This window comes from Hydrogenophaga defluvii (assembly GCF_042665235.1).
Classification (GTDB): domain Bacteria; phylum Pseudomonadota; class Gammaproteobacteria; order Burkholderiales; family Burkholderiaceae_C; genus Hydrogenophaga; species Hydrogenophaga defluvii_A.
The window spans coordinates 171,623-198,361 of record NZ_JBHTBZ010000068.1 but is presented as its reverse complement, the minus strand read 5'-3'; the positions used below and the strand labels follow the sequence as shown (position 1 = coordinate 198,361).

Below are 26,739 nucleotides of genomic sequence, written 5' to 3'. Positions count from 1 at the left end.
CAGTTTGAGGTTATGCAATGAAGAAGTACCTGATCGCCATCGCCGCAGTGGCCGCCTGGCAGGCCAGCGGCGGTGCCTGGGCCCAGGTGGACGAGGCCCGCGCCAAGAAGATCGCGGGCGGCTCGTGTTTCCTGTGCCACGGTGCCCAGGGCGAATCGACCAGCGAAATTTTCCCGCGCCTCGCCGGCCAACACGCCGAGTACGTGGCCAAGCAGTTGGCGGCCTTCAAGTCGGGCCAGCGCAAAAGCACGGCCATGGCCGACATGGTGGCCAAGCTCACGCCCGAGGAGATGCTGGCGCTCGGCCACTACTACGCCAAGTTCACACCGCCCAAGGAGGCCCCCAAAGACCCGGGCCTGGCCAAGATGGGCGAGTACATCTACGCCAACGGCAACAAGTTCAGTGGCGTGCCGGCCTGTGTGGCCTGCCACGGCGCCAAGGGCGAAGGCGCAGCCCACCTGCCCCGGCTGGCCCACCAGTTTTCGGGCTACCTGCACACCCAGCTCAAACAGTTCAACAAACGCGAGCGCACCAACGACAACGCGGTCATGCATGCAGTGGCCGAAAAAATGACCGAGCTGGAAATGGCCGCCGTGGCCGAGTACCTCAGCGGACAGTGAGTGGTCAGTGGGTAGAGGCCGGCCCGGCGGCTGAGCCACTGCCTTCATCGGGCGCGGGTGTGATGCGCACCTTGTCGATGCGCCGCCCGTCCAGAGCCAGCACCTCGAAGCGCCAGCCCACACATTCCACCGCTTCGCCCACGGCCAACAGCTCGCCGGCCACCGTCTGCATCAGGCCGGCCACGGTGTTGTAGCGGCCCTTGTCCTCGTCGGGCAGTTCGTCCTTGATGTCCAGCCGAGCGCGCAGCTCGGGCACCGGCATGGCACCGTCCAGCAGCCACGAGCCATCGCTTTGTTCGGTCGCCCAGGCGTCCACCGGCGTCTGTGGCGACAGCTCGCCGGTGATGGCTTCCAACATGTCCAGCGGTGTGAGCAGGCCTTGAACAACGCCGTACTCGTCCACCACAAACACCATGCGTGTGGCACGGGCGCGGAACTGCTCCAACAGCTCCATGCCGCTGAGGGTCTCAGGCACAAACACCGCCGGCTCCGCCAGGGCTTGCAAGGTCTCGGTCACGCCCTGCTCCAGCAGCGCCAGCAAACGCGGCAGGTGGATGACGCCCACCACGTCGTCCAGCCCGCCCCGGCACACCGGGTACCAGGAGTGGCCGGTGGCCCAGGCGCGGCGCACCGCCGCGTCCAGGCTTTCGCTGGCGTCCAGCCATTCGATGTCGGCACGCGGGATCATGATGGAGCCCAACTGCCGGTCGTCCAAAAGAAACACGTTGCGCACCATCTGGTGCTCGTGCGCCTCGATGATGCCCGCGCCCACCCCCTCCTCCAGGCTGGCGTTGATTTCGTCTTCGGTCACGGTCTGCTGTGCGTTCACATTCACACGCAGCAGCGCCAGCACACCCGAGGTGGTGGCCGACAACAGGCTCACAAACGGCCGCGCAATGCGCGCCACCCACGCCATCGGACGCGATACCCAACGCGACACCGTTTCGGGATAGAGCTGCCCGATGCGCTTAGGAACCAGCTCGCCAAAAACGATGGTGATGAAGGTGATGACCACCACCACCACCGTGGTGGCCGTGACCTCGGCTGCCGCCTCGGGCATGCCCAAGCCCGACAGGCTGGTCGCCAGGCCACCGCTGAAGGCGGCTTCGCCCACGATGCCGTTGAGCATGCCGATGGAGGTGATGCCCACCTGCACCGAGGACAGGAACTGGGTCGGGTTTTCGAGCAACTTGAGCGCCGTCTGCGCGCCTTTGTCGCCACTTTCGGCCATGGCCAGCAGACGCGCCTTGCGGCTGGAGGCCAGCGCCAATTCCGACATGGCGAAGGCGCCGTTGAGCACGGTCAGGAAAACGATCAGCAGGATGTCCATAATTTGTGCATGGCACTTTACATGATTGGGGATGTGCAAGGCTGCGACGACGCCCTGGGGCGGCTGCTGGCCCACATCGATTTTTCGCCCAGCCGCGACACGCTGTACCTGCTGGGCGATCTGGTCAACCGCGGCCCGCAGTCGCTGGCGGTGTTGCGGCGCGTGATCGCGCTCGACGGTTCAGCAAGATGTGTGCTCGGCAACCACGACCTGCATTTGCTGGCCCTGACCCAGGGGGTTCGCAAGCCCCACAAAAGCGACACCTTGCAGGCGGTGCTGAGCGCGCCCGACCGCAGCCAGCTCATCGACTGGCTGCGCACACAACCGCTGGCCTCGGAAGCCCACGGCTGGCTGATGGTGCATGCGGGGGTGTTGCCCCAGTGGACGGCGGCGCAGACGCTGGCCCTGGCGGGCGAGGTGCAAGCGGTGCTGGCCGGCCCACACTGGGCGGATTTTTTGCACCAGATGTACGGCAACCAACCCAACCACTGGCACGACGGCCTGCAGGGCGCCGAACGCCTGCGGGTGGTGGTGAACGCGCTCACGCGGCTGCGTTTTTGCAGCACCGACGGGGTGATGGATTTCGACACCAAGGACAGCGCCGACGCCGCCCCACCAGGGTTTTGGCCGTGGTTTGACGTGCCGGGGCGCCGCAGCGCCGGCACACCGGTGGCGTTTGGGCACTGGTCCACTCTGGGGCTGTTGCAGCGCCCCGATGTGCTGGCGCTGGACACCGGCTGTGTGTGGGGCGGGTGCCTGAGCGCGGCGCGCCTGCTGGACACACCAGGCCAGGTGGAGGTGCTGCAGGTGCGATGCGAGCAAACCCAGAAGCCGGGCCTGATCACCACATGACACGACCCGAAGGCGGGCTCATTCAGGATTCGGTCTCGGGCGTCCGTTCGGTCGCCTTGAACAGGGCGGCCACTTTTTTCTTGGGCTTGATGTTGGGCGAGACGCTGCGCGCAGCGGGTTTGTCGGCCACCTCCCATGAGGGTTTGGCTTCGGGCGCTGCGGTGGGCTCGTAGGGTTTGTCGAAGAAGGGGTCGCTGGCCGGGCGCGGTGCGCGCGGCGCACGGGCCATCGGGCGCGCCGAACCCTCGTCGCGCTGTGGCTGCTGCCACACCCGCTGGCCGTCGTTGTAGCGGCCACCGGGGCGGCGCTCGGGTTCAGGCTCCACCGGCACGAACTCGGCCTTTTTGCCGATCAGCTTTTCAATGTCACCCAGGTTGCGCGCGTCGCGGCCCGTGACGAAGGACACCGCCAGACCCGATGCGCCCGCGCGGCCCGTGCGGCCGATGCGGTGCACGTAGTCCTCGGCGTTGAACGGGATGTCGAAGTTGAACACCGCCGGCACGTCCTTGATGTCCAGGCCACGCGCGGCCACGTCGGTGCACACCAGCAGGTCCACCGCGCCAGTTTTGAAGGCATCAAGCGCCTTCAGGCGTTCGTCCTGGCTCTTGTCGCCGTGCAGGGCGGTGGTGTTGAGGCCGTCGCGCTCCAACGAACGCGCCAGGCGCGCACAACCAAGTTTGCTGTTGACGAAAACAAAGGCCTGCTTGACGCCCCGCTCGCGCAGGATTTGCTGCATCACGCGGCGCTTGTCTTCGTCTTCCACGCGGTAGAAACATTGCTCCACCGTGGACGCGGTGGCGTTGGAGCGCGCCACCTCAATGGTCACCGGGTCTTGCAGGTAGCTGCTGGCCAGGCGCTTGATCTCAGGCGAGAAGGTGGCACTGAACAAGAGCGTGGTGCGCTGTTTGGGCAGGTAGCTCAGGATACGCTGCAGATCGGGCAGAAAGCCGATGTCCAGCATGCGATCGGCCTCGTCGAGCACCACGTATTCGACCTGGTTGAGCACGCAGTTTTTGGCCTCGATGTGGTCCAGCAGGCGGCCCGGTGTGGCCACCAGGATCTCAACACCTTTTTTCAGTTCCAGCGTCTGCGGCTTCATGTCCATGCCACCAAACACCACGGTGCTGCGCATCTGGGTGTACTTGGCGTAGAGCTTGATCTGCTCGGCCACCTGGTCAGCCAGCTCGCGCGTGGGCAGCAGCACCAGGGCGCGCACCGGGTGGCGCGCGGGCGAGGTGGAGGCGTTCTCGTGCTTGAGCAGGCGCTGCAGCAGCGGCAGCGAGAAAGCGGCGGTTTTGCCGGTGCCGGTCTGGGCAGCGCCCATCACGTCATGCCCCTGCAGCACCACAGGAATGGCCTGCGCCTGGATGGGCGTCATGTTCTCGTAGCCCATTTCGGCCACGGCGCGCGCCAGTGTGGGCGCGAGAGACAGTTCGGAAAAAGATTGTGTCATTTCGGCCCGTATTGTCTCACTTTGCCTTCAGAAGGCCGAAATGCCGCAAAGCCCGCGTCACAGCGTGCGGCTGGCAAAGGTGTCGCAGGCCTGCACGTTGCCGGTCTTGAGGCCGGTGTGAAACCAGCGCTGGCGTTGTTCGCTGGTGCCGTGGGTGAAGCTGTCGGGCACCACCTGCCCTTGCGACTTGCGCTGCAATGCGTCGTCGCCGATGGCAGCGGCCGCGTTGAGCGCCTCTTCCACATCGCCAGGCTCCAGAATGGCGCCGCTCTTCTGGTTGTGGTGGGCCCAGATGCCGGCAAAACAGTCGGCCTGCAATTCCACCCGCACGCTCATCTGGTTGTATTCGCGCTCGCTCACGCGCCCGCGCATCTGGTCCATCTTGCCGGTGATGCCCATGAGGTTCTGCACGTGGTGGCCCACTTCGTGGGCGATCACATAGGCCTGGGCAAAATCGCCAGGCGCCCCCAACTGGCGCTTCAAGGTGTCGTAAAAGCTCAGGTCGATGTAGACCTTTTGGTCACCTGGGCAGTAAAACGGCCCCATGGCTGCCTGACCGGTGCCACATGCCGTGGGTGTGCTGCCACGGAACAGCACAAGCCGAGGTTTGGCGTATTGCGCCCCACCGGCCTGAAAGATCTGGCCCCACACGTCCTCGGTGCCGCCCAGCACCGAAGCGACAAAGCGGCCCATCTCGTCCGAGGGCGCGCTGGCAGGGCCAGCGGGGGCGCTTTCCACCTGGGCGGAAGGCGCCAAGTCGCCACCGCTGAGCACACTCAACACAGTCAGGGGGTTGATGCCGAGCGCCCAGCCGGCCACCAGCGCGATCACAACGGTGCCCAGGCCCACGCCCCGGCCGCCCAGGCGCCGCCCGCCGGGCACACCGCCACCGGGGTTGTTGCGGCGGTCTTCGACCTGGTCGGACTGGCGGTTGTTTTCCCACTTCATGTGATGCTCCCTCTCGTTGTTTGGCCGTTTTCTGGCCCAAGGCTATAATGTAGGGCTTTGCTGGCAACATCCACAAACCCTTAAGGACACTCATATGGCAACCGCCAAACCCAAAAAGAAAAACCCCCGCCTGGCCTCTGGCCGCAAACGCGCCCGCCAGGACGTCAAACTGAACGCCGCGAACACCTCGCTGCGCTCCAAATACCGCACCGCTGTCAAGAACGTCGAAAAGGCTGTTCTGGCTGGCGACAAAACCAAGGCCACCGAACTGTTTGCCAAGATGCAGCAAGTCGTGGACATCGTGGCCGACAAGGGCATCTTCCACAAGAACAAGGCCGCTCGCGACAAGAGCCGTCTGTCGGCCAAGGTCAAGACCCTGGCCACCGCAGCCGCCTGACCTGCCTCAGGTCAACCGCCCGGGCCGGGCTCTGATGAACCCGCCCGCCGTTTGAATCGGGTGCGCTGCCAGCAAAGAAAAAGCAAAAACCGCCTTCGGGCGGTTTTTTGTTGCCTGCCGATGCAAAAAGGGTCGGTCAGCGGGGCCGCTCGTCCGGCATCAGGCAAGCCTCGACCACCTGCAACTCGTTGTCGCGCGCGAAGTTCATGCAGAAGTCCCAGGCCATGGGTTCGGCGTCGCGCAGATCGCGGTGGACCACCACACACTTCACGCCGCCCAACGTGGTGGGAATGCACCAGGGCGAGTAGCTGAGGTGGCTGCCGGGGTGGGCACCGCCGGGGCGGAAGGAACTCATGACACCCGCCAGCCGCTCGGCCCAGTCACTGGGCCGAAAGGTCTTGCCACTGAGGGTGACCCCCTGAATGAAGACTTCTTTGGCGGAAGGAGCGACCATGGGTGACGGCCCTGGAGAAAAATGGAGAAGGTGCAAGCGTACCGGGATCGCCGGGTGTTGCGGTGCAGCAAGTATTCTATCTTATATAAGACTTGAGGATGGCAACTGTCGGCTGGGCGGCCCTCACTGAAGGCATCACAGCCATGCCGAATCGTCACAGAACACAAGCAAACTCTGGGCCTAAAATCGGCTTTCAACGGCCCACCCACGTTGGGCCGACTGTTTTTTCAGGCCACGCCACCACGGAGATTTTCGGATGACCGCTCACATCGAAGCCGCCTCGCCCCACGTCATGAACACCTACGGTCGACTCCCGATCGCGATGTCGCATGGCAAGGGCTGCCGAGTCTGGGACGTGAATGGCAAAGCCTACCTGGACGGCCTGGGCGGCATCGCCGTCAACACCCTGGGCCACGCCCATCCCAAGCTGGTGAAGGCGCTGCAAGAGCAGGTCGGTCAGATGATCCACTGCAGCAACTACTACCACGTGCCCGGCCAGGAGTTGCTGGCGGCCAAGCTGGTGGCGCTGACGGGCATGGCCAACGTGTTCTTCTGCTCGACTGGCCTGGAAGCCAACGAGGCCGCGCTCAAGCTGGCGCGCAAGTTTGGCCACGACAAGGGCATCACCCGCCCCGAGGTGGTGGTGTTCGAAGGCGCCTTCCACGGCCGCAGCATTGCCACGCTGAGCGCCACCGCCAACCCCAAAATCCACGCCGGCTTCGGCCCGCTGGTGGAAGGTTTCGTCCGCGTGCCTCGCAACAACATCGAAGCGCTGCGCAAGGCCACGGAAGGCAACAAGAACATCACTGCGGTGTTTTTCGAGGCCATCCAGGGTGAAGGTGGCATCCACCCCATGACGGTGGACTTCATGCGCGAGCTGCGCGTGTTGTGCGATGACCGCGACTGGCTGCTGATGATCGACGAGGTGCAGTGTGGGATTGGCCGCACCGGCAAATGGTTTGCCCACCAGTGGGCCGGCATCCAGCCCGACGTGATGCCCCTGGCCAAGGGCCTGGGCTCGGGCGTGCCCGTGGGCGCGGTGGTGACCAGCGCAAAAGCCGCCAACATCTTCCAGCCCGGCAACCACGGCACCACCTTCGGCGGCAACCCGCTGGCCATGCGCGCCGGCATCGAAACCCTGCGCATCATGGAAGAAGACGGCCTGCTGGCCCATGCGGCCAAGGTGGGTACCCACCTGCAGACCGCGCTGGTGACGCAGCTCATGAACGTCAAGGGCGTGAAAGAAGTGCGCGGCCAGGGCCTGATGCTGGGCATCGAACTCGACCGCCCCTGCGGCGTGTTGCTGCAGCGCTGCGCCGACGCCGGCCTGCTGCTCTCGGTCACCGCCGACAGCGTGATCCGCCTGGTGCCGCCGCTCATCCTGAGCGCTGCCGAGGCCGACGAAATCGTGGCCATCCTGGTGCCGCAGATCAAACAGTTCCTGAGCGAGGCGCAAGCATGACCGCCACCCCCATCAAGCACTACCTGCAGTTCAAGGACTTCACGGCCGACGAGTACGCCTACCTGCTGCAGCGCGCGGCCTTCATCAAGGCCAAGTTCAAGGCCTTCGAGAAGCACCACCCCTTCGCCGACCCCGACCGCACCCTGGCCATGATTTTCGAGAAGGCCAGCACGCGCACCCGCGTCAGTTTCGAGGCCGGCATGTACCAGCTCGGTGGCAGCGTGGTCCACCTGACCACCGGCGACAGCCAGCTGGGCCGCGCCGAGCCGATTGAGGACAGTGCCAAGGTCATCAGCCGCATGGTCGACATCGTGATGATCCGCACCTTCGAGCAGACCAAGATCGAGCGCTTCGCGGCCCATTCGCGCGTGCCGGTCATCAACGGCCTGACCAACGAGTTCCACCCCTGCCAGATCCTTGCCGACCTGTTCACCCTGGTCGAACACCGGCCCGCCACCAGCGGCAACCCCCTGGACGCGATCAAGGGCAAGGTGGTGGCCTGGGTGGGCGACGGCAACAACATGGCCAACACCTGGCTGCAGGCGGCCGAGCTGCTGGGCTTCACCGTGCATGTGAGCACGCCCAGCGGCTACGAGGTCAACGCCGCGCTGGCCGGCATCAGCAACCCAGCCTGCTACAAAGTCTTCGCCGACCCGCGCGAGGCCTGCCGTGGCGCCGACCTGGTGACCACCGACGTCTGGACCAGCATGGGCTTTGAAGCGGAGAACGAAGTGCGCCGTGCGGCGTTTGCGCAGTGGTGCGTGGACGAGGCCATGATGGCCGTGGCCCAGCCCGACGCCCTCTTCATGCATTGCCTGCCCGCTCATCGGGGCGAAGAGGTGGCAGCCGAAGTCATCGACGGCCCACAAAGCGTGGTCTGGGACGAGGCCGAGAACCGCATGCACGCGCAGAAAGCGTTGATGGAGTACCTGCTGCTGGGGCGGCTGGCTTGAGCACAGCCGCGCTGCGCGTTCGCCCCATAGAGCCAGACGACCGCGACCAATGGCAAACACTTTGGGATGGCTACAACGCGTTCTACGGTCGGCAAGGCGCGACTGCACTAGACGAGGTCATCACGGAACAAACCTGGCACCGTTTTTTTGTCGAGTCCGATCCGGTCAAGGCCTTCGTAGCCGTCCTGGGTCAACAACTGGTTGGCCTGGTACACATCGTCTACCACCCCAGCACCAGCAGGCTCAATGACGTGTGCTACCTCCAAGATCTGTTCACGTCTGAGGCGGTTCGCGGTCAAGGTGTTGGCCGTCACTTGATCCAGCGGGTCTATGACGAGGCACGTGCCAAGGGCTGCTCCCGGGTCTACTGGACAACCTTCGACCACAACGTCACCGCTCGCCGCTTGTACGATCAGGTGGCGACCCACCAGGGTGCCATCGTCTACGTTCACGAGATGCCTTCGTGAGCCCCTCGAGCAACGGTTTGGCTGGAATGCGTCCATGCAACTGATCGACCGGCACCTGCCCCAGTGGCAGTTCCAGGAGCAGCATGGGGTGTGGGTCAAGGGAGTCGAAGCACACAGGCTTTTTGACGCCATCGAGCCAGCGCTCAGAGCCCCAGACCCGGTGATCGAGTCCGCCATCGCGCTGCGGGAACTGCCGGGCCGATGGCTCCAGCAACTGGGTTGGGGTGGGCAACAACTGCCTGTCCGACCATTTGGTTACGACAGCTTCACCCGCTTGGGTCACACGCCAGGGCGGGAAGTCGTCTTTGGGCTGGCAGGCCAGTTCTGGCGCATGGACTACGGGCTCGTGAAGTTCGCAGATGCGGACGCCTTCTCGCAGCTTCAGACCGTTCCCAAACTCGTTCTGGATGTCCGGCTGGAGCCAGCAGAGGGGGCTTGTTTGCTGCTGACCCGAACGCGGGTGTTGTGCCCAGACGAAACCAGTCGACGCCGATTTGCACCCTACTGGTATTTGATTCGCCCAGTGAGTGGTCTGATCCGCCGCAGGCTGCTGGGTCGCATCAAAAGCTTGGCTGAAACAGCACCGTAATATCTTGGAAGCTCACGCCAACAACCAGGGAGACACCATGATCGACCACATGACATTCCGCGTTGCCGACATCGCACGCACCAAGGCTTTTTACACAGCCACCCTCGCACCACTCGGCTACCGGGTGACGTACGAAGGCCACCACGGAGGCAACGTGCTGGGTCTGGGATACGACGATCCACTGACGGGGCAAACCAAAACGGACACCTGGTTCGTGGACGGACCTTCTCCACACCAAGGCCATCCGGTCAGCACCGGTTGCCACCTCTGCTGGACGGCTTCGACCCGTGAGGCGGTGGATGCTTTTCACCGCGCCGCGCTGATCGCAGGCGGCCGAGACAACGGCCCTCCCGGCCTGCGCGCACACTACCACCCCGACTACTACGGCGCTTTTGTCATCGATCCAGATGGCAACAACATCGAAGCCGTGTGTCACCATCCGCAGCTATGAGACGCCCACCCTTTCTTTTCACACCAACCTTGCCTTGAACACCTGCCAATCCTGCGGCGCCTGCTGCGCCAGCTTCCGCGTCGATTTTTCGGTGTACGAATCCGAAGAAGAAGGCGGCAACGTGCCGACCGGCCTGTGTGTGCCCGTGACCGACAGCCTGCGGCGCATGCGTGGCACCGACCACGCTCGCCCGCGCTGCGCGGCGCTCTCGGGCCGTATCGGCGAAAAGGTGGGTTGCGGCATCTACGAGTGGCGGCCCAACCCCTGTCGCGAGTTTGAAGAAGGCAGTGCCGCCTGCGAACAGGCGCGCCGCCGCCACGGACTGCCTCCCCTGCCCACACGCTGATGCAAGCCCTGCTCGACACCATGGCGCAGTTGACGCGCCCCACCGATGCCCAGCGCGTGTTCCACGGCCGGGGCGGCCAACATCCCGGCTGCGAACGCTGGACACTGGACGCCTACCCGCCAGTCTGGCTGCTCACCTGTTTTGGCGACACCGACGAGCCAACCCTTGCGACGCTGCAGGCGGCACTGGCCGCGCGCTGGCAGGCCATTGCGCCGGGCGAGCCGCTGAATCTGGTGCTGCAGTTGCGCCAGCCCAACCACAGCGAAACCCGGCTGCTGTGTGGCGCCGTGCCCGAACCGCATGAGGTGAGCGAAGCCGGCGTGCGCTACCGGGTGCACCTGCTGCGCGGCCAGAACCACGGGCTCTTTCTGGACATGGCCGAGGGCCGGCGCTGGCTGCGCGGGCATGCGCAGGGCGCCAAAGTGCTCAACCTGTTCGCCTACACCTGCGCGTTTTCGGTGGCGGCGCTGCAAGGCGGCGCGCGCAGCGTGCTCAATGTGGACATGGCCTCGGGCGCGCTGGCCACCGGGCAACAGAACCACGCGCTCAACGGCCTGACCGGCCGTGCCCGTTTTCTGCCCCATGACATCTTCAAAAGCTGGGGCAAGCTCACGCGCGGCGGCCCCTACGACATCGTGGTGGTAGACCCGCCCAGCTACCAGAAGGGCAGCTTCGTGGCGACCAAGGACTACGCTCGCCTGCTGCGTCGCCTGCCCGATCTGCTGGCCCCCGACGGCCGCGCCATGTTGTGTTTGAACGCGCCCGAACTGGGCAGCGATTTTTTGCATGGTCTGGTGCGTGACCACGCGCCCGGGCTGACCTTCGAACAACGCCTGCCCAACCCGGCGGCGTTCGCCGACACCGACCCCGAGCGTGCCCTCAAGGTGTTGATCTACCGCGAGCCGCCCCTGGCCACACCCACAGCGGGCTGAAGGCGCAACTTCAAGCGAGCACCACCCAGTTACGCCCCTGGTGTTTGGCCTTGTACAGGGCCTGGTCGCTGGCGACCAACAGGGCTTCCACACCTTGAAAGGCAGTGAGCGCTGGGGTATGAGGTGCCAGGGTCGGTGCCGCAGACGATTGCTGCTGCCATTTCAGTGCGGCACACCCAGGCGCGAATACCCAGCCACCAGGGCCAACAAGGTGTCCTCGGCGTACGGCTTGCCCAGGTAGTGGTCCACCCCCAGCTGTCGAGCATGCTCGCGGTGTTTGTCGGCGATGCGCGAGGTGATCATGATCACCGGCAGGCGCTTGAGCTCGGGATCTGCGCGCATCTGCTGCACCAGTTCAAAGCCGTCCATGCCGGGCATTTCAATGTCGCTGAGCACCACCACCGGAAGTTCTTCGCGCAATCGTTCCAGTGCCTGTGCGCCATCGATGGCCAGCGCCACGCGGTAACCCTCGCGCTGCAGCAGGCGCTGGGTGACGCGGCGCACGGTGATGGAATCGTCCACCACCAGCACCAGGGGTGTCGTGGGCGCCGGCTGGCGGGCCGCGCGTTCGCCGGCCTGGCGCAGCCACGCCTGCGTGCTGGCGCCGTAGACGGCGGCCAGCGCCACGGGGTTGTAAATCAGCGCCACCGCGCCTGAGGCCAACACCGTCATGCCGGCCACGCCGGGAAGACGCGACAGCTGAGGCCCCAGGTGTTTGACCACCACCTCCTGGTTGCCCAGCACCTCGTCCACGTGCAACAGCACACGCTGGGTGGCGCTGCGCAGCTGCAACACCGGCGCGAGCTTGCCCGACTCGCGGCTGCCCACCGACTGCTCCAGCAAGGCACCGGCCCAGTACAACGGCAAGGCGGTGCCTTGTGGCGCGAGCTCACCCACCGGACCCGATGCGCGCACGATGGCGGCATCCACGCGATGCACCTGCTCCACCAAGGCAGCGGGCACACCAAAGGTGAAATCGCCCGCGCGCAAGAGCAACACCTGGGTGACGGCGGTGGTCAGCGGCAACACGAGGGTGAAGCGCGCGCCGCGCCCGGCCTCGGTGGCCACCTCGATGCGGCCGCCCAGCGACAAGACCTCGTTGCGCACCACGTCCAGGCCAATGCCCCGCCCGGCCAGCTCCGACACTTCGGCCACGGTGCTCAGCCCCGCCTCAAACACCAACTGGGTCAACATGGCGTTGTCCATCGGCGCACCTTCGGGTAGGCGGCCCAAGGCCACGGCCTTGTCGCGCACCCGTTGCAAATCCAGGCCGGCACCGTCGTCGCAGAACACCAGCGCCACGTCGTTGCCTTCCTGGCTCAGGGCGACATCGATCTGCCCCTCTGCGGGCTTGCCGGCAGCCACACGCTGTGCCGGCGTTTCAATGCCGTGCACCACGGCGTTGCGCAGCAGGTGTTCGAAGGCCGGCACCATGCGATCGAGCACGCTGCGGTCCATTTCAATCTGTGCGCCGCTCACCACCAGCCGCGCCTGTTTGCCGCTTTCCTGCGCGGCCTGGCGCACCACGCGATGCAGGCGTTCGGCCACGGTGTCGAAGTCCACCATGCGGGTGCGCAACAGATCGCGTTGCAGCTCGCGGCTCTGGCGGCCCTGGGCCACCAGGCCATCTTCGGTCACGTCCACCGCACGTTGCAGGTTGCGCTGCACCGTGGCCACGTCGTTGACCGACTCGGCCATGATGCGGGTCAGCTCCTGCACGCGGGTGTAGCGGTCAAACTCCAACGGGTCGAAAGACGCATCGACCGCGCGGCCGGCCTGCAACTGGTGGGCCTGGCGCGACTGCAGTTGCGACTCGGTCTGCAGCTCCAGATCGCGCAGTTGCTGGCGCAAGCGGGCCAGGTTGCCGGTGAGGTCTTGCAGCGAGGCGCGCAGCGTGTGCAACTCGTCTTCCATGCGCGAGCGGGTGAGCATCACGTCGCCCACCTGGTTCATGAGCCGGTCGAGCAGATCGGGGCGCACGCGCACCGTGCTGGCGGCGGCACTGCTCACGCGCGGCGTGGGCACACGCGGCGCCAGCACACCATGGGCATTGGCCGGCTCCGCCTCGGGCACCGGTGCCTCCGGCGATGTGAGCGGCACCGGCTCGGTGGTGGGTTCCGGCGCGTCAGGAGCACTCGCATCGGCTTCGGGAGCCCCGGTGCGCAAGCTGTCCAGCCGCAGGCTCAAGGCATCAAAACGCGCCTGCAAATCGCGCAAGGCATCGGCCTCGCCAGCGCCGGGCACCACCGCTTCGGCAGCGCTTTCCATCTGGTGCGCCATGTCGCCCAGGCCCATGGCCCCGGCCAGCCGCGCGCTGCCCTTGAGGGTGTGCAGGTTGCGCAAGACCTCGGCGCGTGCGCTGCTGTTGTCGGGCCGGGCCACCCACTGGCGCAGGGCGCCGCCCAAGCGCGGCAGCAGGTCGGCCGCCTCTTCTTCGAACACGTGAAAGAGGTCGGCGTCAGGGATGTCGGCCGAGGGGCTGTCCGTCGGTGCGGGCTCAGGTGATAACACCGGGGCGGGCGCAGGCGCGGGCTGAGGCACCAGCAAGGCCACCCAGTCGCCGGTTTCGGGCCAACGGCTCAGGCGCTCCAGCGTGGGGCCGTCGGGCTCTTTGAGGAAACCGGCCGCAAACTGGTGCAGCAGGTGGCGCAGGGACTCGGCCACCGCCACGGGCAACTGGCGCGCTTCGTCGCTCAGGCGCCGGCCCGCTGGGACAGGCACCTGCCGCAGGCGTTCGATGGCGTGCTCCAACGTGCGCGCGGCTTCACCCAGCCGCTCAAAGCCGACGGTGAAGGAGCTGCCCGCCAAAGAGTGGGCCCAGGCGACGGTGGTGTCGGGCGGCAAACGCTCTGGCCCCAAGGCCCATTCGGCCAACGCGTTGCACAGGCAACGCGACCATTCATCGGCCTCGTTGAGGTACACATTGAACAGGTTGAGGCCGATGCGCAGCGGGCCGATGACCTTGACCTGCTCGTCGAAGGCTTCGAAAGCCGGTTCGGGTTCGGGTTCGGGTTCGGGTTCGGGCACTGGCTCGGGCACCGGCACCAGACCGGGCTCGGGCGCAGGTGCGGCCGCAGCCAGGGGCAGGTACACCCCTTGATCGCGCAGGGCCTGGCCGCTGCGCTGAAAGGCCTCGACGGTCCAAGCCGTGGCCTCGCCCTGCGCCAGGGCATCGACCCACTCGGCCATGGCGGCCAGCGCCTCGCGGGCCAGGTCCAGCAGGGGCGCATCGGCTGGCGCCTGCTCAGCCAAACGGGCGTTGAGCACCTGCTCCATGGCCCAGGCGGCCTCGCCAAAGTCGGACAAGCCCACCATGCGGGCACTGCCCTTGAGCGTGTGGAAGGCACGGCGCAAGGTGGTCATGGCCCCCAGCTGCGTGCTTTCGCGCGCCAACGTCAGCACCGACTGCTGGCCACTGGCCAGCACCTCGCGCGCTTCGTCGATGAAGATGGCCAGCAGCTCGGCCTCTTCGTCGTCCGGCGCCGCCTCTGCTGATGCAACCGCCAATGGCTCAACCACAACCGGGGCGGTTTCGGCCACCGCCGCCGACGCACGGCCACCCACTGCCACCAGCGGGCGCAGTTCGCCCGCCTCGGCATCAAAACGAAAGCCCCGCTGGGCCGATGCCGCGTGCAAGCCCAGCACGTCAACCAAAAAACCCAAGGCGCCCAGGTTGTGCACCAGGCTGCGCCAAGCGGGCGAACCCAGATCGGCACGCCCGGCCAGCAGGTCACTGGCGGTGGCCTCCATGGCCTGCGCGGTGCGCGCGGCATCCTGCAGGCCCAGCACCGACAACACGCCCTGCATTTGCGCGAAACGCACGGGCAAGGCATCGAGACCTTGGCGTTGAGTGGGGTCGCGCGCCAGACGGTCGAGCTGGGCTTCCGCCTCGGTCAGGGTGCGGCGCACCTCCTCCACGACGCTGCCCAGGGTCTGGCGCTCGCTCCATTGGCGGTAGAGCTGCTCCATCCAGGGCGCGAGGTCGGGCAAGGCCTCGCCCATGGCCGCCGCCGTCACGCGCCGCGCCAGCTGGGCGGCACGCTCGCCCAGGCGGTCGTCCAGCGGGTCGAAGTCCTGCAACGTCGCATCGAGAAACAGCAGACCGGTGGCGACCTCAAGCGCCAGTTGCGGGCCCAGCCGGTCGGCTTGCCCGCCGAGGTGGTCCATGGCGTCGGCAAAGGCCTGCGCCAAGGGCGCGGCAGGTGGGCACACGCGGCTGACGCTGTGGTTCAAGGCCCGCATGGCCTCGGGCAGGTCGGCCCAGGCGGTCGCGGCCAAGGGCCCGTCGTCGCTGGCCTGGGCCCAGCGCTCGCTGCAGCGTTTGAGCACCGCTTGCGCTTCGGCCAGCAGCTCGGGATCGAGTTGCCCCAGGCGGGCTTGCTCCACGTCCACCGGCGTGTGGTCGGTCAGGCCAAAGGCAGACCGCACAGCCTGCCAATGTGGGGCTTGCGCGGGGTCGGTCGGCTGGGCCTGGGCGCACAAAAACAACAGGTCGTGCACCAGCTGGTCGGAGAGGTCACAACGGCCCTGAGCCAACGCGGCGTATTGGAGCAACACGCGCGAGGCCGCGCGTTTGGTGTGAACGTCGGGCGGCAAGCCGCTCTGGGCCACGGCGTCAAAATAGCCGGCCGCGACGCGCCAGAACGTGGCCACGGTGTCGGGCACATCGCTCTGCCCTGGGGGCACGGCGGCAGAGAGCGCGTTGCACAAGCCAGCCAATGCGCCTGCGGCCGTGGTGTCGAGCGACTTGACCACGGGCAGGATATGGCGGTCCAGCTGGGCGCGCAAGGTGGCGCCGTAGGCAGGGGCCGCCCCATCGGGTGGCAGGCTGCCGGCCAGCAACACACCATGGTGCTCGAAAGCCCACAGGTCGGCCGGGTGGATGCGGTCGGCGCCGGCCAGGGTTTGCGCGTCGCGGTAGGCCGGGAACAGGTGCAGGTCGGACACCTGACGCTGACGCACGCGCCGCTGCAGGTAGTCGCTCAGGGCGGCGCTCACACGCGCCAGCGTCACCAGCGCCGCGTCGTCACAGGCATCGGGCTTTTGCACAAAGCGCTGCACCGCAGCCTCCAGCGCGCGCAGCACCTGGGCGGCGGCGACCATGCCCACCATCTCCAGCGCGCCCACGGCCTGGTGCAATTGCTGGCGGGCCATGCGCAGGTCGGCGTCGTCCACGCTGGACAAATCGGTCTGGCGCGCCAGTTGGTGGGCTTGCGCAAAGCGCTGCAGCGCCGCGACCGCATCGGTCAGGCTGCGCAACACCTCTTCGTGCACCCAGGCCAGAGGGCTGAGGTCGTCCGCCTCCGAACGATCCGTCGCCGGGCCGCCCCAAGACGGATCAGCCCCCTCGGGGGGCAACGACCCGCGCAGCGGTGGAGCGTGGGGGCTGTCCATCAGGCAATCCGGAAGCGCGACACCGACTGGCGCAATTCATCTGCAATCCGGGTGAGCTCACGCACCTGCTGCACGGTGGACTTGGTGCCCTCGCCGGTCTGCTCGGTCACGGCAAAGATGTGCTGAATGTTCTCGGCCGTGCCGCTGGCCAGCTCGGCCTCGCGAGAGGTGGAGAGCGCGATCTGGCCCACCAGCTCGGCCACCTGGCGCGAGTAGCGGTCGATCTCGGCCAGGGCCGCGCCGGCGTTGTCCGACAGACGCGCACCCTCGACCACCCCTTGGGTGGACGACTCCATGGCCAACACGGCGTCTTGCGTATCGGTCTGGATGGCTTTCACCAGGTCGGCGATCTGGCGGGTGGCGTTGGCCGAGCGTTCGGCCAGGCGCTGCACCTCTTCCGCCACCACCGAGAAGCCCCGGCCGGCCTCGCCGGCGGAAGCGGCCTGGATGGCGGCGTTCAGGGCCAACACATTGGTCTGTTCGGTGATGCTGGAGATCAGCTCGGTGATCTCGCCAATTTCCTGCGACGACTCGCCCAGGCGCTTGATGCGTTTGGCGGTGTCCTGGATCTGGTCGCGGATGTGGTTCATGCCGCCCATGCTGGCCTGCACTGCCTGCAGGCCCGACTCAGCCGCCTGGGCCGATTGGCGCGCCACGTCGGACGAGGTTTGTGCCTGCACCGACACCTGCTGGATGCGCTGCGCCATATCCAGCACCGACTGGCCGGTTTCACGGATCTCGCGCAACTGCTCGGTGGAGGTGGCCAGCAGTTCGATGGAGGTGTTCTCCACCGTGGCGGTGGTCTGGGCCACACGCTCGGCACTGGTCTGCACCTGGCCCACCAGGTTGCGCAGCTCCTCCACCGTGTAGTTGATGGAGTCGGCGATGGCGCCGGTGATGTCTTCGCTCACCGTGGCCTGTTTGGTCAGGTCGCCGTCGGCCACGTCCTGCAGCTCGTTCATCAAGCGCAGGATGGCGGCCTGGGTGGCGTCGTTGATGCGCCGTGCATCGCGCTCCTGCGCGGTGGCCAGGCTTTGCAGCTTTTCAGCCGCGCCCTGGCGGCGCTGGCTGGTGCGCAACTGCAGTTGCACCAGGCCCCAGATGCACAACAAGGCCAGCACCGCCGTGGCCGCCGCCGCAAACAAGGCCACACCCGCACCTGTGTCGCTGTCGGCGCCGCGCCCGGACAACCCCTGCAGGCGCTGCAACAGGGGCTCAACGTCGCGCTGCAACTGGCGCTGCGCCTCACGCGGTGGTCCCACGTCCTGCAAGGTCGTCAGCAAGGCGTTGGTGGCGTTCAGCAACGCCGGGTGGTTGCGCTGCAACTGCTCCAGCAAGTCGCGCTGGCGCAGGTCGCGCGGCGGACTGCGGCGCGCGCTGGCAGCGAGCACCTCGATGCGCTCCAGCATGTCGTTCACGTCTTGCCCCAAGGCCACCAGCGCAGGCGCAGAAGCCCCAGCGGGTGTGGCAAAGGTGACCGCCGCCAGCCGCACGCGGTGCAGCAGGCGGGCGAGCTGGGCAGCGGCAGCCACGTCGTTGGTGGACGCGCCGTTCTGGAGCAGCTGGGCCAGCAGGCCATCTGCCACGTCCACCTGCGCCGCGCTGAGCTGGCGCACCTGGGCCAGTTGATCGGGCAGACGCAACAAGGCGTTTTGCTGAGCCAGCACCACACCCACCGTGCCCTCCAGGGCTTGGGCGGATGCGGCCAGGCTGCTGTCCACCTCGGCCAGCATCTGCAGGTCGCGCCGCAAGCCCTGATCGGCTTGTTTCAAGGCATCAAAAGCCGCCCGCTCACCCGACACCGCCGCTGTGCTCAGCCGCACCACTTGCTGCGCCCCCAGCAAAGCGGCCTGGGCTGGCGCGGCCGGCCCAGGCGCCGCCGATGTGTTGCGGTACCACTGGTAGGCCACCAACACGCCGGTCAACACGAGCAGGGTGGTCAAGCCGCCCACCAGCAAGCGTTGGTGGCTGTCAGCGCTGCGGCTGCCCAACAAAGGCAGGGCCACGCGGTCGTCCATTGCCTGCTCCAGCGCCGCCGGGCGGGTGGCCGGGCCTGCGCCCTGCGCGCCGTGAGCGGGCACCGAGAGGATGGAATCGGAGCCGAAGGTGGACGAGCTCAGACCCGACGCGGGGTCCATGATTTCCGACGCGCTGGGCGCGTTCAGCGGAACGTCGTCCAGCGGGTCCCGGCGGCCGAAGAGGCCTCGCAATGTGCTCATCAACGCCATGGTGCTCAGGGGCTCCCGGTGCTGGCCGGGCGCTGGTGGATGTCAAGAAAATCGGCCCGCTCGCACAAGGCCAGCAGGTCCAGGTCGTACCAGACGTTGTCCTGCGCGTCGGCCAGCACCTGGCGCACAACGGGCGAGGGCACGGGCTCGGGCGCGGGGCGAAAGCTGTCGGCGCTGCGCAAGCCCAGCAGCTGATCCACCGGCCACAACACGTTGATACCCAGCAGACCGCTGCCACTCACAAAACGGGCCTGGCCGGGTGTGTCGTCCGCCAGCGCCGGCCAACCCAGCCACGCCAGAAGATCGACCACGGTGTACAGCTCGCCACGCAGGGTGGTGACGCCCCGCACCCAGGCCTTGGCATGGGGCAACGGCTGCACGGCGGAGGGCCCGGCAATTTCACCCGACTGCGCCAACGGCACCAAGAAACGGTGGCCACCACAGGCCACACCCAGCCAGTGGGCGGCGGTGCGGCCGGCGGGTGGGGTTGGGGGTGTCTCCTGGGTCGTCATGGGTGCGCTGTCACAGCATCAGAGGCTGGCCCCCGATTGATCGACCGCGGCGATCTTGGCCAGCAGCAGATCGGCGTTGACCGGTTTGGTGATGTAGTCGCGCGCGCCCTGGCGCAGGCCCCAGACGCGGTCGGTCTCCTGGCTCTTGCTGGTGCACAGGAACACGGGCACCTTGCCGTACTGCGGGTGGCGGCTCAGGTGGCGGGTCAGCTGGAAACCGTTCTGCCCGGGCATGACCACGTCCAGCAGGATCAGATCGGGCAAAGCCTCGCCCATCTGGCGGTAGGCCTCGTCGGCGCTCTCGGCGGTGCGCACGGAAAAACCGTGGCGCGCCAACAGGTCGCGCAGGTACATCAGCTCGGTTCGGGAATCGTCCACCACCAGGATGTCATGGACCGCCATCAATGGGCTCCTGTCTCTTGTGTGGCCAAGGCCGCGTGTGCGGCCACTGCCTGCAGCAACTGGTCTCGGGTAAAGGGTTTGGTGAGGTGCTCTTCGGCCCCCACCATGCGCCCACGCGCCTTGTCGAACACGCCATCGCGCGAGGACAACATGACCACGGGAATGCGTGCAAACCGCCCGTTGCGTTTGATGATGGCGCAGGTCTGGTAGCCGTCCAGGCGCGGCATCAGGATGTCGCAGAAAACAAGGTCGGGCTGGAAGTCGTTGATCTTGGACAAGGCATCGAAGCCGTCCTCGGCCAGCACCACACGGTGGCCGCCCTGCTTGAGAAACATCTCCGCGCTGCGCCGGATGGTCTGGCTGTCATCGACCACCAGCACCTTGAGTCCAGAAGAAGTGATGTCGGTCATGAACAACTGCTTCCGGTCTTGAATTCGCTCAGACGGCGTCGGGCGCGGGGGTGGGCATCAGATCGCCACCATCTCGAAATCTTCCTTGCGGGCGCCGCATTCCGGGCAGGTCCAGTTCATGGGCACGTCGGCCCACTTGGTGCCGGCAGCGATGCCATGGTCGGGCGCGCCTGCGGCCTCGTCGTAAATCCAGCCACAAATCAGGCACATCCAAGTCTGGGGTTCGGTCATGATGCAGGAAAAATCATTGTCTTAGAATGGTTTCATTGTAGCCAGCCCCCAGGCAGCGCCCGTGGGCACGGCCGGCATCGCCAGACCGTCCCACTCACCACGCCCAGCGTCTTCCGAATGCCCTCCCCCCTTGATACCAACGCCACGTCCAGTTCGGGCGAGTCCGTCTCGCTGCCCTGTGTGATGGCCTTCAACGCCAACGACCCCAGCGGTGCCGGTGGCCTGGGCGCCGACGTGGCCGCCATGTCCAGCGCCTCGGCCCATGTGTTGCCGGTGGTCACCGGCGCTTATGTGCGCGACAGCAGCGACATCCACGGCCACATCGCCTTCGATGAGGAGGCGGTGGACGACCAGGCCCGCTGCGCACTGGAAGACATGGCCGTGCAGGCGATCAAGGTCGGCTTCGTGGGTTCGCCCGAAAACCTCAGCGCCATCGCCGAAATCGCCTCCGACTACCCCGACCTGCCGCTGGTGGCCTACATGCCCAGCCTGGCCTGGTGGAACGAGGTGGACATGGAGAACTACCTCGACGCCTTCGCCGAGCTGCTGCTGCCCCAGACCACCGTGCTGGTGGGCAACCACAGCACCCTGTGCCGCTGGCTGCTGCCCGACTGGGCCGACGACAAAGCCCCCGGCCCACGCGATGTGGCGCGCGCCGCGGCCGAACACGGGGTGCCGTACACCCTGGTGACCGGCATCAACGCCGCCGACCAGTACCTGGAAAGCCACCTGGCCACACCCGAAACGGTGTTGGCCACCGCACGCTACGAACGCTTCGAGGCCACCTTCACCGGCGCGGGCGACACCTTGTCGGCTGCGCTTGCCGCCCTGATTGCCGTGGGTGCCGACCTGCAGACCGCCTGTGGCGAGGCCCTGACCTACCTCGACCAATGCCTGGACGCGGGCTTCCAGCCCGGCATGGGCCACGCCATGCCCGACCGCCTCTTCTGGGCGCACGACGGCGACGAGAGCGAGGAAGACGCCGAAGACGGCGGCGCAGCCACCGACGATTTTCCGGTTGGCGACACCAAACACTGAACCACCCTCCCCCACCATGGACCACAACCAACAGCTTTTCGAACGCGCCCAGAAAGTCATCCCCGGTGGCGTCAACTCGCCCGTGCGCGCCTTCCGCGCCGTGGGTGGCACGCCGCGCTTCGTGCAACGTGCGCAAGGCGCCTATTTTTGGGACGCCAACGGCAAAAAACACATCGACTACATCGGCTCCTGGGGCCCCATGATCCTGGGCCACGGCCACCCCGCCGTGCTCGAAGCGGTGCAGAAAGCCGCACTGGATGGCTTCAGCTTTGGCGCCCCAACCGAACGCGAGGTGGAGCTGGCCGAGGCCATCCTCGAACTGGTGCCCAGCATCGACATGGTGCGGCTGGTCAGCTCCGGTACCGAAGCCGGCATGAGCACCATCCGCCTGGCGCGCGGCGCCACCGGCCGCAAGACCATCATCAAGTTCGAAGGCTGCTACCACGGCCACGCCGATGCCCTGCTGGTCAAGGCCGGTTCGGGCCTGGCCACCTTCGGCAACCCCACCAGCGCCGGTGTGCCGCCCGAGGTGGTGCAGCACACCTTGGTGCTCGAATACAACAACGTCGAGCAGCTGGAAGCCGCCTTCGCCCAACACGGTGCCGACATCGCCTGCCTGATGATCGAACCCATCGCCGGCAACATGAACTTTGTGCGCGCCAGCGTGCCTTTCATGAAGCGCTGCCGCGAGCTGTGCACCCAACACGGCGCCCTGCTGGCGTTTGACGAAGTGATGACCGGCTTCCGCGTCGCGCTCGGCAGCGCGCAAAGCGTCTACGCGCAGTTAATTCCTGGCTTCGAGCCCGACATGACCGTGATGGGCAAGGTGATCGGCGGAGGCATGCCACTGGCCGCCTTCGGCGCCAAGCGCGCGGTGATGGAACACCTGGCACCGCTGGGCGGCGTCTACCAGGCCGGCACCCTGAGCGGCAACCCGGTCGCCACCGCCTGTGGCCTGGCCACCCTCAGGGAAATCCGCAAGCCCGGCTTCTTCGAAGCCCTGTCGGCCCGCACCCAGTCGCTGGTGGCCGGCCTTGCTGCCGCCGCCAACGAGGCCGGCGTGCCCTTCCGTGGCGACAGCCAGGGCGGCATGTTCGGCTTCTTCCTGCTCGACCACCTGCCGCAGAACTACGCCGCCGTGATGAAAACCGACGGCCCGCGCTTCAACCGCTTCTTCCATGGCATGCTGAACCGCGGCGTCTACTTCGCGCCCGCGCTGTACGAAGCCGGCTTCGTCAGCGCGGCCCACACCGAGGCGGATGTGGCCGAGACGGTGGCGGCGGCCAAAGAGGTGTTTGCTTCGCTCTGAGCGATTGCCGAAAAACACAAGGGGCGCCATGGCGCCCCTTGTTGTTGGTGGCGTCGCCTGTGGTCAGGCAAACACCCCCGCCGTGTCCTGCATCCGAGCCGACACCTCACCCAGCTGGTGCAGCGTGTCGCCCCAGGTGATTTCGAGCTGGGTCAACTTCTTGAAGCAGTGGCTGACGATGTACTCGTCGGTCACGCCGATGCCGCCGTGCAGCTGCACCGCCTGCTGCCCCACAAAACGCATGCTGGTGCCCAACTGGTACTTGGCGCGCGCCATGGCGCGGCGGCGCTCGTCGGCCGGGGCGTTGAGCTTGAGGCTGGCGTAGTAGCTCATGGAGCGGGCCAGTTCGAGCTGCATCTTCATGTCGGCCACGCGGTGGCGCAGGGCCTGGAAGGTGGCAATGGCCACACCGAACTGCTTGCGCGTGTTCATGTAGTCGACGGTGATGGCGAGGGTCTGGTCCATCACGCCCACGGCTTCAGCGCACAAGGCGGCGATGCCGATGTCGATGCTGTGCTCCAAGGCGGTCTGGCCGTCGGTGGTGATGAGCGTGGCCGGGCTGTTGGCCAGCGTCACATCGGCGGCGCGGCCACCATCCTGCGTGAGGTAGCCACGCGTGGCCACACCCGCCGCAGCGCGCTCCACCACAAACAGTGACAGTTGGCCGTTCGCCATGGCCGGCACCACAAAGGCGTCGGCCTGATCACCAGCGGGCACCACGTTTTTGGTGCCACTGAGCGTCCAGCCAGCGCCAGCGACCTTGGCGACGGTGTCGCAGACATCGCTGCGGTAACGGGCCCGGCGCTCCTGGTGGGCCAGCACGACCAGTTTTTCACCGCTGGCGATGCCGGGCAACCAAGCGGCTTTCACATCGGCATTGCCATAGGCACTGATGACACCGCTGCACACCAGCGTTTGCGCCAAAGGCTCCAGCACCATGCCCCGGCCCAGTTGCTCCATGACCACCATGGCTTCCACCGGGCCCATGTTCAAGCCGCCGTCGTCTTCGGACACGTAGAGCCCGGCCAGGCCCAGCTCGGCCAGCTCGTTGTAGGCCTCGCGCGAGAAGCCGCCGGCAGCGGTGATGGCCCGGCGGCGTTCGAAGCCGTAGCCTTTTTCCACCCACTTGGCGACGGCGTCGCGCAGTTGTTGCTGATCGTCGGAAAAATCGAAATCCATGTGGTGTCTCCTGATCAGCCCAAAACGGTTTGAGCAACGATGTTGCGTTGCACTTCGTTCGAACCACCGTAGATGGTGGTCTTGCGCATGTTGAAGTAGGTGGACGCCAGCGGCGCGTTGGCCCAGCTGCCACCAGGGAAGTCGCCCTGCCAGCCGGCTTCCATGGCTTCCTCGATGAAGGGCAGGCTGTAGGGGCCGGCGGCCAGCATCATGAGTTCGCTGTAGCGCTGCTGGATTTCGCTGCCCTTGATTTTGAGCAGGCCCGCGATGTCCAGCGAGTTTTTGCCCGACTTCTCAGCCGAGAGCACGCGCAACACCAGCATTTCGAGCGCCACCACGTCCACTTCGAGCTTGGCGATCTCGTCGCGGAAACGCGTGTCGTCCCACACACCCTCGGTCTTCGCGATGCGCTTCAAGCGCTCCAGCTCGCGTTTGGCGCGGTTGACGTCGGCGATGTTGGTGCGCTCGTGGCTCAGCAGGTGTTTGGCGTAGGTCCAGCCCTTGTTCTCTTCGCCAATCAGGTTTTCGGCCGGCACGACCACGTTGTCGAAGAAGACCTCGTTCACCTCACACTCGCCGTCCAGCAGCTTGATGGGGCGCACCGTGACACCGGGCGATTTCATGTCGATCAGCAGGAAGCTGATGCCGGTTTGTGGCTTGCCCTCAAGGCTGGTGCGCACCAGGCAGAAGATCCATTCGCCGTACTGGCCCAGGGTGGTCCAGGTTTTTTGGCCGTTGACCAGGTAGGTGTTGCCCTGGCGCTCGGCGCGGCATTTGACGGACGCCAGGTCGGAACCCGAACCCGGCTCGCTGTAACCCTGGCTCCACCACACCTCGCCGCTGGCGATGCCGGGCAGGAAACGCTCTTGTTGTTCTTTATTGCCAAAGGCCATGATCACAGGCGCCACCATCACAGGCCCGAAGGGCACGATGCGCGGCGCGCCAGCCAGGGCGCACTCTTCTTCGAACAGGTGTTTTTGCACCGCGTTCCAGCCCGGGCCACCAAATTGCTTGGGCCAGCCGTAACCCAGCCAGCCTTTTTTGCCCAAAATCTTGGCCCATCGCTGCATGTCGTCGCGGCTCAATCGCAGCGCGTTGTGCACCTTGTGCGCAATGTCGGCGGGCAGGTTGTTTTTGACCCAGGCGCGGATTTCCTCGCGGAAAGCCTGCTCTTCAGGGGTGAATGCCAAATCCATGGGTGTCTCCGGTGAAACTTGCCGGCCAGCCTGGCAGGCAATGCGCCATTATTAGCACGGTCGTTCGTTTTTATTGTCCAGAGGGCGACAAGCCCAGCTCGCTGCACACGCGCTCCAGTGTGGCCCGCAGCGCCGCCACCTCGGCCTCCAGCGCCGCGATGCGGTCGTGTGTGGCCGCGCCACCCGCACTGGGTGCAGGTGCCCCGAGCGCGTCCACGTCCACCGGACCACACAGCAGGTGCGCCCAGCGTTGCTCGCGCGCGCCCGGTGCACGGGGCAGCTTGAGCACCAGCGCGCCACCCTTCTCGGTAGAGCGCTCCTGAAGTTCATCCAGAAAACCCTCCACCGACGAGATGTCGGCAAAGCGGTACCAGCGCTCGGCGTTCAAGCGCAACTCGCCCGCCGTCTGGGGCCCGCGCAACATGAGCAAGCCCAGCAGGACCGCACTTTGTTCGGGCACGCCGTAGGCTTTCTGGAATTGGTGGCCAAAACGGGCGGCGCGCCCGCCACTGGTTTCGGTGACCAGGCCGAGTTCGCGTAGCTCTTCCAGCGCGGCCACCACCTCCGATTCCGCCAGGTTCATCACGGGCTCGCGGCTGGTTTTCTGGTTGCAGCCGCTGAGCAAGGCGTTCAGTGTCATGGGGTAGGTGTCGGGCACGGTGCGCGCTTTTTCCATCAGAGTGGACAACACGCGTGCCTCCACGGGCGACAAGGGGCGGATGGCGGTGGAGATGGCGGTGGATGGGGTCATTACACTCCTCGGTTCTATGTCGGTTCAAGCCAAAAACATCGTCATTCTGATCTCGGGCACGGGCTCGAACATGGCCGCCATTGTGCGCGCCGCCGAGCGGGGCCAATGGGCGCGGCGCCACCACGCGCAGGTGGCCGCCGTCATCAGCAACAAGGCCGATGCGGCTGGTTTGGGGTTTGCCAAAGAACATGGCATTGCCACCGTCGTGGTCGACCACAAAGCGTTTGACACCAGGGAAGCATTCGACACCGCTCTGGCCGCCGATATCGACCGCCACCAGCCATCACTGGTGGTGCTGTCGGGCTTCATGCGCATCCTCACGCCGGGTTTTGTGGCGCACTACGCGGACCGGCTGATCAACATCCACCCCAGCCTGCTGCCCGCCTTCACCGGGCTGAACACGCACCAGCGCGCCATCGATGCGGGCTGCCGCTTCGCCGGCTGCACCGTGCACCGGGTGACCTCGGAGCTGGACCACGGCGAGTATTTGGACCAAGCGGTGGTGCCGGTGCTGCCAAACGACACGGCCGCGACGCTGGCCGCTCGCGTGCTCACCCAGGAGCACCTGATCTACCCACGCGCTGTGGAGCGGTTGATAGCAGGCTGACGCTTCAACGGCTGTGCCGCTGGCGCAGCGGCAACAGGAGATCACCCAGCCCGTTGTGGTCGATCTCGTGCATCAGCGCCAGCAAGCGGCCGATGTCGCCGGGCGGAAAACCTTCGCGCGCAAACCAGTTGAGGTAGTTGCCCGGCAAATCGGCGATGGCCCGCCCCTTGTACTTGCCATAGGGCATCTGGACGCTGAACAGGCGCTCCAGATCCTCGGGTCTCATGC

The 26,739-nt window shown here is 66.4% G+C and carries 27 protein-coding genes; 13 read left to right on the top strand and 14 right to left on the bottom strand.

Annotated features, from left to right (window positions below; all coding sequences use genetic code 11):
* Nucleotides 1–17: 17 nt before the first annotated feature.
* Complete coding sequence (locus ACFQU0_RS19335) at nt 18–620, top strand: c-type cytochrome (RefSeq protein ID WP_382203478.1); 603 nt, start codon at nt 18–20, stop codon at nt 618–620.
* A 4-nt stretch (nt 621–624) separates the two neighbouring features.
* On the opposite strand, the gene ACFQU0_RS19330 is transcribed toward ACFQU0_RS19335, so the two are convergent.
* The gene (locus ACFQU0_RS19330) at nt 625–1,950 is read right to left on the bottom strand and encodes a hemolysin family protein (protein ID WP_382203476.1); all 1,326 of its coding nucleotides are present in this window, start codon (nt 1,948–1,950) and stop codon (nt 625–627) included.
* A 9-nt stretch (nt 1,951–1,959) separates the two neighbouring features.
* Here ACFQU0_RS19330 and ACFQU0_RS19325 point away from each other — a divergent pair, with 9 nt between their 5' ends.
* Nucleotides 1,960–2,802: a symmetrical bis(5'-nucleosyl)-tetraphosphatase gene (locus ACFQU0_RS19325; RefSeq protein ID WP_382203474.1), complete on the top strand. Its 843-nt coding sequence runs from the start codon at nt 1,960–1,962 to the stop codon at nt 2,800–2,802.
* 22 nt (nt 2,803–2,824) lie between these two features.
* Here ACFQU0_RS19325 and ACFQU0_RS19320 read toward each other — a convergent pair whose 3' ends face one another.
* Both ACFQU0_RS19320 and ypfJ read right to left on the bottom strand, forming a co-directional pair.
* Nucleotides 2,825–4,255 carry a DEAD/DEAH box helicase gene (locus tag ACFQU0_RS19320; protein WP_382203472.1) on the bottom strand — a complete coding sequence of 477 codons (1,431 nt, stop codon included), beginning with the start codon at nt 4,253–4,255 and terminating at the stop codon, nt 2,825–2,827.
* A 57-nt stretch (nt 4,256–4,312) separates the two neighbouring features.
* Entirely contained in the window at nt 4,313–5,203 is an 891-nt protein-coding gene (gene ypfJ / locus ACFQU0_RS19315; protein WP_382203470.1) for a KPN_02809 family neutral zinc metallopeptidase, read from the bottom strand.
* 94 nt (nt 5,204–5,297) lie between these two features.
* Here ypfJ and rpsT point away from each other — a divergent pair, with 94 nt between their 5' ends.
* Entirely contained in the window at nt 5,298–5,600 is a 303-nt protein-coding gene (rpsT, locus tag ACFQU0_RS19310) for a 30S ribosomal protein S20 (RefSeq protein WP_382203468.1), read from the top strand.
* Nucleotides 5,601–5,736: 136 nt separating this feature from the next.
* Here rpsT and ACFQU0_RS19305 read toward each other — a convergent pair whose 3' ends face one another.
* The gene (locus ACFQU0_RS19305; protein WP_382203466.1) at nt 5,737–6,054 is read right to left on the bottom strand and encodes a DUF3579 domain-containing protein; all 318 of its coding nucleotides are present in this window, start codon (nt 6,052–6,054) and stop codon (nt 5,737–5,739) included.
* 256 nt (nt 6,055–6,310) lie between these two features.
* Between ACFQU0_RS19305 and ACFQU0_RS19300 the strand changes: the two genes are divergently transcribed.
* The 7 genes from ACFQU0_RS19300 to ACFQU0_RS19270 are packed head-to-tail and all read left to right on the top strand — an operon-like array spanning nt 6,311 to nt 11,254.
* On the top strand, nt 6,311–7,516 hold the full coding sequence (locus ACFQU0_RS19300; RefSeq protein ID WP_382203464.1) for an aspartate aminotransferase family protein: 1,206 nt from the start codon (nt 6,311–6,313) through the stop codon (nt 7,514–7,516).
* The gene (gene argF, locus ACFQU0_RS19295; protein ID WP_382203462.1) at nt 7,513–8,469 is read left to right on the top strand and encodes an ornithine carbamoyltransferase; all 957 of its coding nucleotides are present in this window, start codon (nt 7,513–7,515) and stop codon (nt 8,467–8,469) included. The genes ACFQU0_RS19300 and argF overlap by 4 nt, the downstream gene beginning before the upstream one ends.
* Nucleotides 8,466–8,936 carry a GNAT family N-acetyltransferase gene (locus ACFQU0_RS19290; RefSeq protein WP_382203460.1) on the top strand — a complete coding sequence of 157 codons (471 nt, stop codon included), beginning with the start codon at nt 8,466–8,468 and terminating at the stop codon, nt 8,934–8,936. Before argF ends, ACFQU0_RS19290 begins: the two co-directional genes overlap by 4 nt.
* A gap of 34 nt (nt 8,937–8,970) precedes the next feature.
* Nucleotides 8,971–9,525 (top strand): hypothetical protein, encoded by a 555-nt coding sequence (locus ACFQU0_RS19285; protein WP_382203459.1) that lies wholly within the window; start codon nt 8,971–8,973, stop codon nt 9,523–9,525.
* 37 nt (nt 9,526–9,562) lie between these two features.
* The gene (locus ACFQU0_RS19280; protein ID WP_382203457.1) at nt 9,563–9,976 is read left to right on the top strand and encodes a VOC family protein; all 414 of its coding nucleotides are present in this window, start codon (nt 9,563–9,565) and stop codon (nt 9,974–9,976) included.
* A gap of 34 nt (nt 9,977–10,010) precedes the next feature.
* Nucleotides 10,011–10,322 (top strand): YkgJ family cysteine cluster protein, encoded by a 312-nt coding sequence (locus ACFQU0_RS19275; protein WP_382203455.1) that lies wholly within the window; start codon nt 10,011–10,013, stop codon nt 10,320–10,322.
* Nucleotides 10,322–11,254, top strand: a complete 933-nt coding sequence (locus tag ACFQU0_RS19270; protein WP_382203453.1) for a class I SAM-dependent methyltransferase — start codon at nt 10,322–10,324, stop codon at nt 11,252–11,254. The genes ACFQU0_RS19275 and ACFQU0_RS19270 overlap by 1 nt, the downstream gene beginning before the upstream one ends.
* A 162-nt stretch (nt 11,255–11,416) precedes the next feature.
* Here ACFQU0_RS19270 and ACFQU0_RS19265 read toward each other — a convergent pair whose 3' ends face one another.
* The 6 genes from ACFQU0_RS19265 to ACFQU0_RS19240 are packed head-to-tail and all read right to left on the bottom strand — an operon-like array spanning nt 11,417 to nt 20,431.
* On the bottom strand, nt 11,417–16,648 hold the full coding sequence (locus ACFQU0_RS19265) for a hybrid sensor histidine kinase/response regulator (RefSeq protein WP_382203451.1): 5,232 nt from the start codon (nt 16,646–16,648) through the stop codon (nt 11,417–11,419).
* Nucleotides 16,648–18,867 (bottom strand): methyl-accepting chemotaxis protein, encoded by a 2,220-nt coding sequence (locus tag ACFQU0_RS19260; RefSeq protein WP_417452236.1) that lies wholly within the window; start codon nt 18,865–18,867, stop codon nt 16,648–16,650. Before ACFQU0_RS19260 ends, ACFQU0_RS19265 begins: the two co-directional genes overlap by 1 nt.
* A 14-nt stretch (nt 18,868–18,881) precedes the next feature.
* Complete coding sequence (locus ACFQU0_RS19255) at nt 18,882–19,388, bottom strand: chemotaxis protein CheW (RefSeq protein ID WP_382203447.1); 507 nt, start codon at nt 19,386–19,388, stop codon at nt 18,882–18,884.
* An 18-nt stretch (nt 19,389–19,406) separates the two neighbouring features.
* Complete coding sequence (locus ACFQU0_RS19250; RefSeq protein ID WP_382203445.1) at nt 19,407–19,790, bottom strand: response regulator; 384 nt, start codon at nt 19,788–19,790, stop codon at nt 19,407–19,409.
* The gene (locus ACFQU0_RS19245) at nt 19,790–20,200 is read right to left on the bottom strand and encodes a response regulator (protein WP_382203443.1); all 411 of its coding nucleotides are present in this window, start codon (nt 20,198–20,200) and stop codon (nt 19,790–19,792) included. Before ACFQU0_RS19245 ends, ACFQU0_RS19250 begins: the two co-directional genes overlap by 1 nt.
* Nucleotides 20,201–20,257: 57 nt before the next feature.
* On the bottom strand, nt 20,258–20,431 hold the full coding sequence (locus ACFQU0_RS19240) for a rubredoxin (RefSeq protein ID WP_382203441.1): 174 nt from the start codon (nt 20,429–20,431) through the stop codon (nt 20,258–20,260).
* 117 nt (nt 20,432–20,548) lie between these two features.
* Between ACFQU0_RS19240 and thiD the strand changes: the two genes are divergently transcribed.
* Together thiD and hemL are read left to right on the top strand one after the other, a co-directional pair.
* Nucleotides 20,549–21,469: a bifunctional hydroxymethylpyrimidine kinase/phosphomethylpyrimidine kinase gene (gene thiD, locus ACFQU0_RS19235; protein ID WP_382203439.1), complete on the top strand. Its 921-nt coding sequence runs from the start codon at nt 20,549–20,551 to the stop codon at nt 21,467–21,469.
* Nucleotides 21,470–21,485: 16 nt separating this feature from the next.
* The gene (gene hemL, locus ACFQU0_RS19230) at nt 21,486–22,778 is read left to right on the top strand and encodes a glutamate-1-semialdehyde 2,1-aminomutase (protein WP_382203437.1); all 1,293 of its coding nucleotides are present in this window, start codon (nt 21,486–21,488) and stop codon (nt 22,776–22,778) included.
* A 63-nt stretch (nt 22,779–22,841) separates the two neighbouring features.
* Here hemL and ACFQU0_RS19225 read toward each other — a convergent pair whose 3' ends face one another.
* From ACFQU0_RS19225 to ACFQU0_RS19215, 3 genes are all read right to left on the bottom strand, one after another.
* Nucleotides 22,842–23,957 (bottom strand): acyl-CoA dehydrogenase family protein, encoded by a 1,116-nt coding sequence (locus ACFQU0_RS19225; RefSeq protein WP_382203435.1) that lies wholly within the window; start codon nt 23,955–23,957, stop codon nt 22,842–22,844.
* Between the two features lie 14 nt (nt 23,958–23,971).
* Nucleotides 23,972–25,153, bottom strand: a complete 1,182-nt coding sequence (locus ACFQU0_RS19220) for an acyl-CoA dehydrogenase family protein (RefSeq protein ID WP_382203433.1) — start codon at nt 25,151–25,153, stop codon at nt 23,972–23,974.
* A gap of 70 nt (nt 25,154–25,223) precedes the next feature.
* Nucleotides 25,224–25,904, bottom strand: a complete 681-nt coding sequence (locus tag ACFQU0_RS19215; protein WP_382203431.1) for a YceH family protein — start codon at nt 25,902–25,904, stop codon at nt 25,224–25,226.
* Between the two features lie 16 nt (nt 25,905–25,920).
* On the opposite strand from ACFQU0_RS19215, the gene purN reads away from it, so the two are divergent.
* A complete protein-coding gene (gene purN / locus ACFQU0_RS19210; protein WP_382203429.1) occupies nt 25,921–26,511 on the top strand; it encodes a phosphoribosylglycinamide formyltransferase in 591 nt (196 codons plus the stop codon).
* A gap of 4 nt (nt 26,512–26,515) precedes the next feature.
* Here purN and ACFQU0_RS19205 read toward each other — a convergent pair whose 3' ends face one another.
* Nucleotides 26,516–26,737, bottom strand: a complete 222-nt coding sequence (locus tag ACFQU0_RS19205; RefSeq protein WP_382203427.1) for a DUF3820 family protein — start codon at nt 26,735–26,737, stop codon at nt 26,516–26,518.
* Nucleotides 26,738–26,739: the final 2 nt, after the last annotated feature.

Bases quoted from the DNA above. Each gene is read 5' to 3' on its own strand.
- ACFQU0_RS19335 (WP_382203478.1), top strand. From the start codon at position 18: ATGAAGAAGTACCTGATCGCCATCGCCGCAGTGGCCGCCTGGCAGGCC.
- ACFQU0_RS19330 (WP_382203476.1), bottom strand. From the start codon at position 1,950: ATGGACATCCTGCTGATCGTTTTCCTGACCGTGCTCAACGGCGCCTTC.
- ACFQU0_RS19325 (WP_382203474.1), top strand. From the start codon at position 1,960: ATGGCACTTTACATGATTGGGGATGTGCAAGGCTGCGACGACGCCCTG.
- ACFQU0_RS19320 (WP_382203472.1), bottom strand. From the start codon at position 4,255: ATGACACAATCTTTTTCCGAACTGTCTCTCGCGCCCACACTGGCGCGC.
- ypfJ (WP_382203470.1), bottom strand. From the start codon at position 5,203: ATGAAGTGGGAAAACAACCGCCAGTCCGACCAGGTCGAAGACCGCCGC.
- rpsT (WP_382203468.1), top strand. From the start codon at position 5,298: ATGGCAACCGCCAAACCCAAAAAGAAAAACCCCCGCCTGGCCTCTGGC.
- ACFQU0_RS19305 (WP_382203466.1), bottom strand. From the start codon at position 6,054: ATGGTCGCTCCTTCCGCCAAAGAAGTCTTCATTCAGGGGGTCACCCTC.
- ACFQU0_RS19300 (WP_382203464.1), top strand. From the start codon at position 6,311: ATGACCGCTCACATCGAAGCCGCCTCGCCCCACGTCATGAACACCTAC.
- argF (WP_382203462.1), top strand. From the start codon at position 7,513: ATGACCGCCACCCCCATCAAGCACTACCTGCAGTTCAAGGACTTCACG.
- ACFQU0_RS19285 (WP_382203459.1), top strand. From the start codon at position 8,971: ATGCAACTGATCGACCGGCACCTGCCCCAGTGGCAGTTCCAGGAGCAG.
- ACFQU0_RS19280 (WP_382203457.1), top strand. From the start codon at position 9,563: ATGATCGACCACATGACATTCCGCGTTGCCGACATCGCACGCACCAAG.
- ACFQU0_RS19270 (WP_382203453.1), top strand. From the start codon at position 10,322: ATGCAAGCCCTGCTCGACACCATGGCGCAGTTGACGCGCCCCACCGAT.
- ACFQU0_RS19265 (WP_382203451.1), bottom strand. From the start codon at position 16,648: ATGGACAGCCCCCACGCTCCACCGCTGCGCGGGTCGTTGCCCCCCGAG.
- ACFQU0_RS19260 (WP_417452236.1), bottom strand. From the start codon at position 18,867: ATGAGCACATTGCGAGGCCTCTTCGGCCGCCGGGACCCGCTGGACGAC.
- ACFQU0_RS19255 (WP_382203447.1), bottom strand. From the start codon at position 19,388: ATGACGACCCAGGAGACACCCCCAACCCCACCCGCCGGCCGCACCGCC.
- ACFQU0_RS19250 (WP_382203445.1), bottom strand. From the start codon at position 19,790: ATGGCGGTCCATGACATCCTGGTGGTGGACGATTCCCGAACCGAGCTG.
- ACFQU0_RS19245 (WP_382203443.1), bottom strand. From the start codon at position 20,200: ATGACCGACATCACTTCTTCTGGACTCAAGGTGCTGGTGGTCGATGAC.
- ACFQU0_RS19240 (WP_382203441.1), bottom strand. From the start codon at position 20,431: ATGACCGAACCCCAGACTTGGATGTGCCTGATTTGTGGCTGGATTTAC.
- thiD (WP_382203439.1), top strand. From the start codon at position 20,549: ATGCCCTCCCCCCTTGATACCAACGCCACGTCCAGTTCGGGCGAGTCC.
- hemL (WP_382203437.1), top strand. From the start codon at position 21,486: ATGGACCACAACCAACAGCTTTTCGAACGCGCCCAGAAAGTCATCCCC.
- ACFQU0_RS19225 (WP_382203435.1), bottom strand. From the start codon at position 23,957: ATGGATTTCGATTTTTCCGACGATCAGCAACAACTGCGCGACGCCGTC.
- ACFQU0_RS19220 (WP_382203433.1), bottom strand. From the start codon at position 25,153: ATGGATTTGGCATTCACCCCTGAAGAGCAGGCTTTCCGCGAGGAAATC.
- ACFQU0_RS19215 (WP_382203431.1), bottom strand. From the start codon at position 25,904: ATGACCCCATCCACCGCCATCTCCACCGCCATCCGCCCCTTGTCGCCC.
- purN (WP_382203429.1), top strand. From the start codon at position 25,921: ATGTCGGTTCAAGCCAAAAACATCGTCATTCTGATCTCGGGCACGGGC.
- ACFQU0_RS19205 (WP_382203427.1), bottom strand. From the start codon at position 26,737: ATGAGACCCGAGGATCTGGAGCGCCTGTTCAGCGTCCAGATGCCCTAT.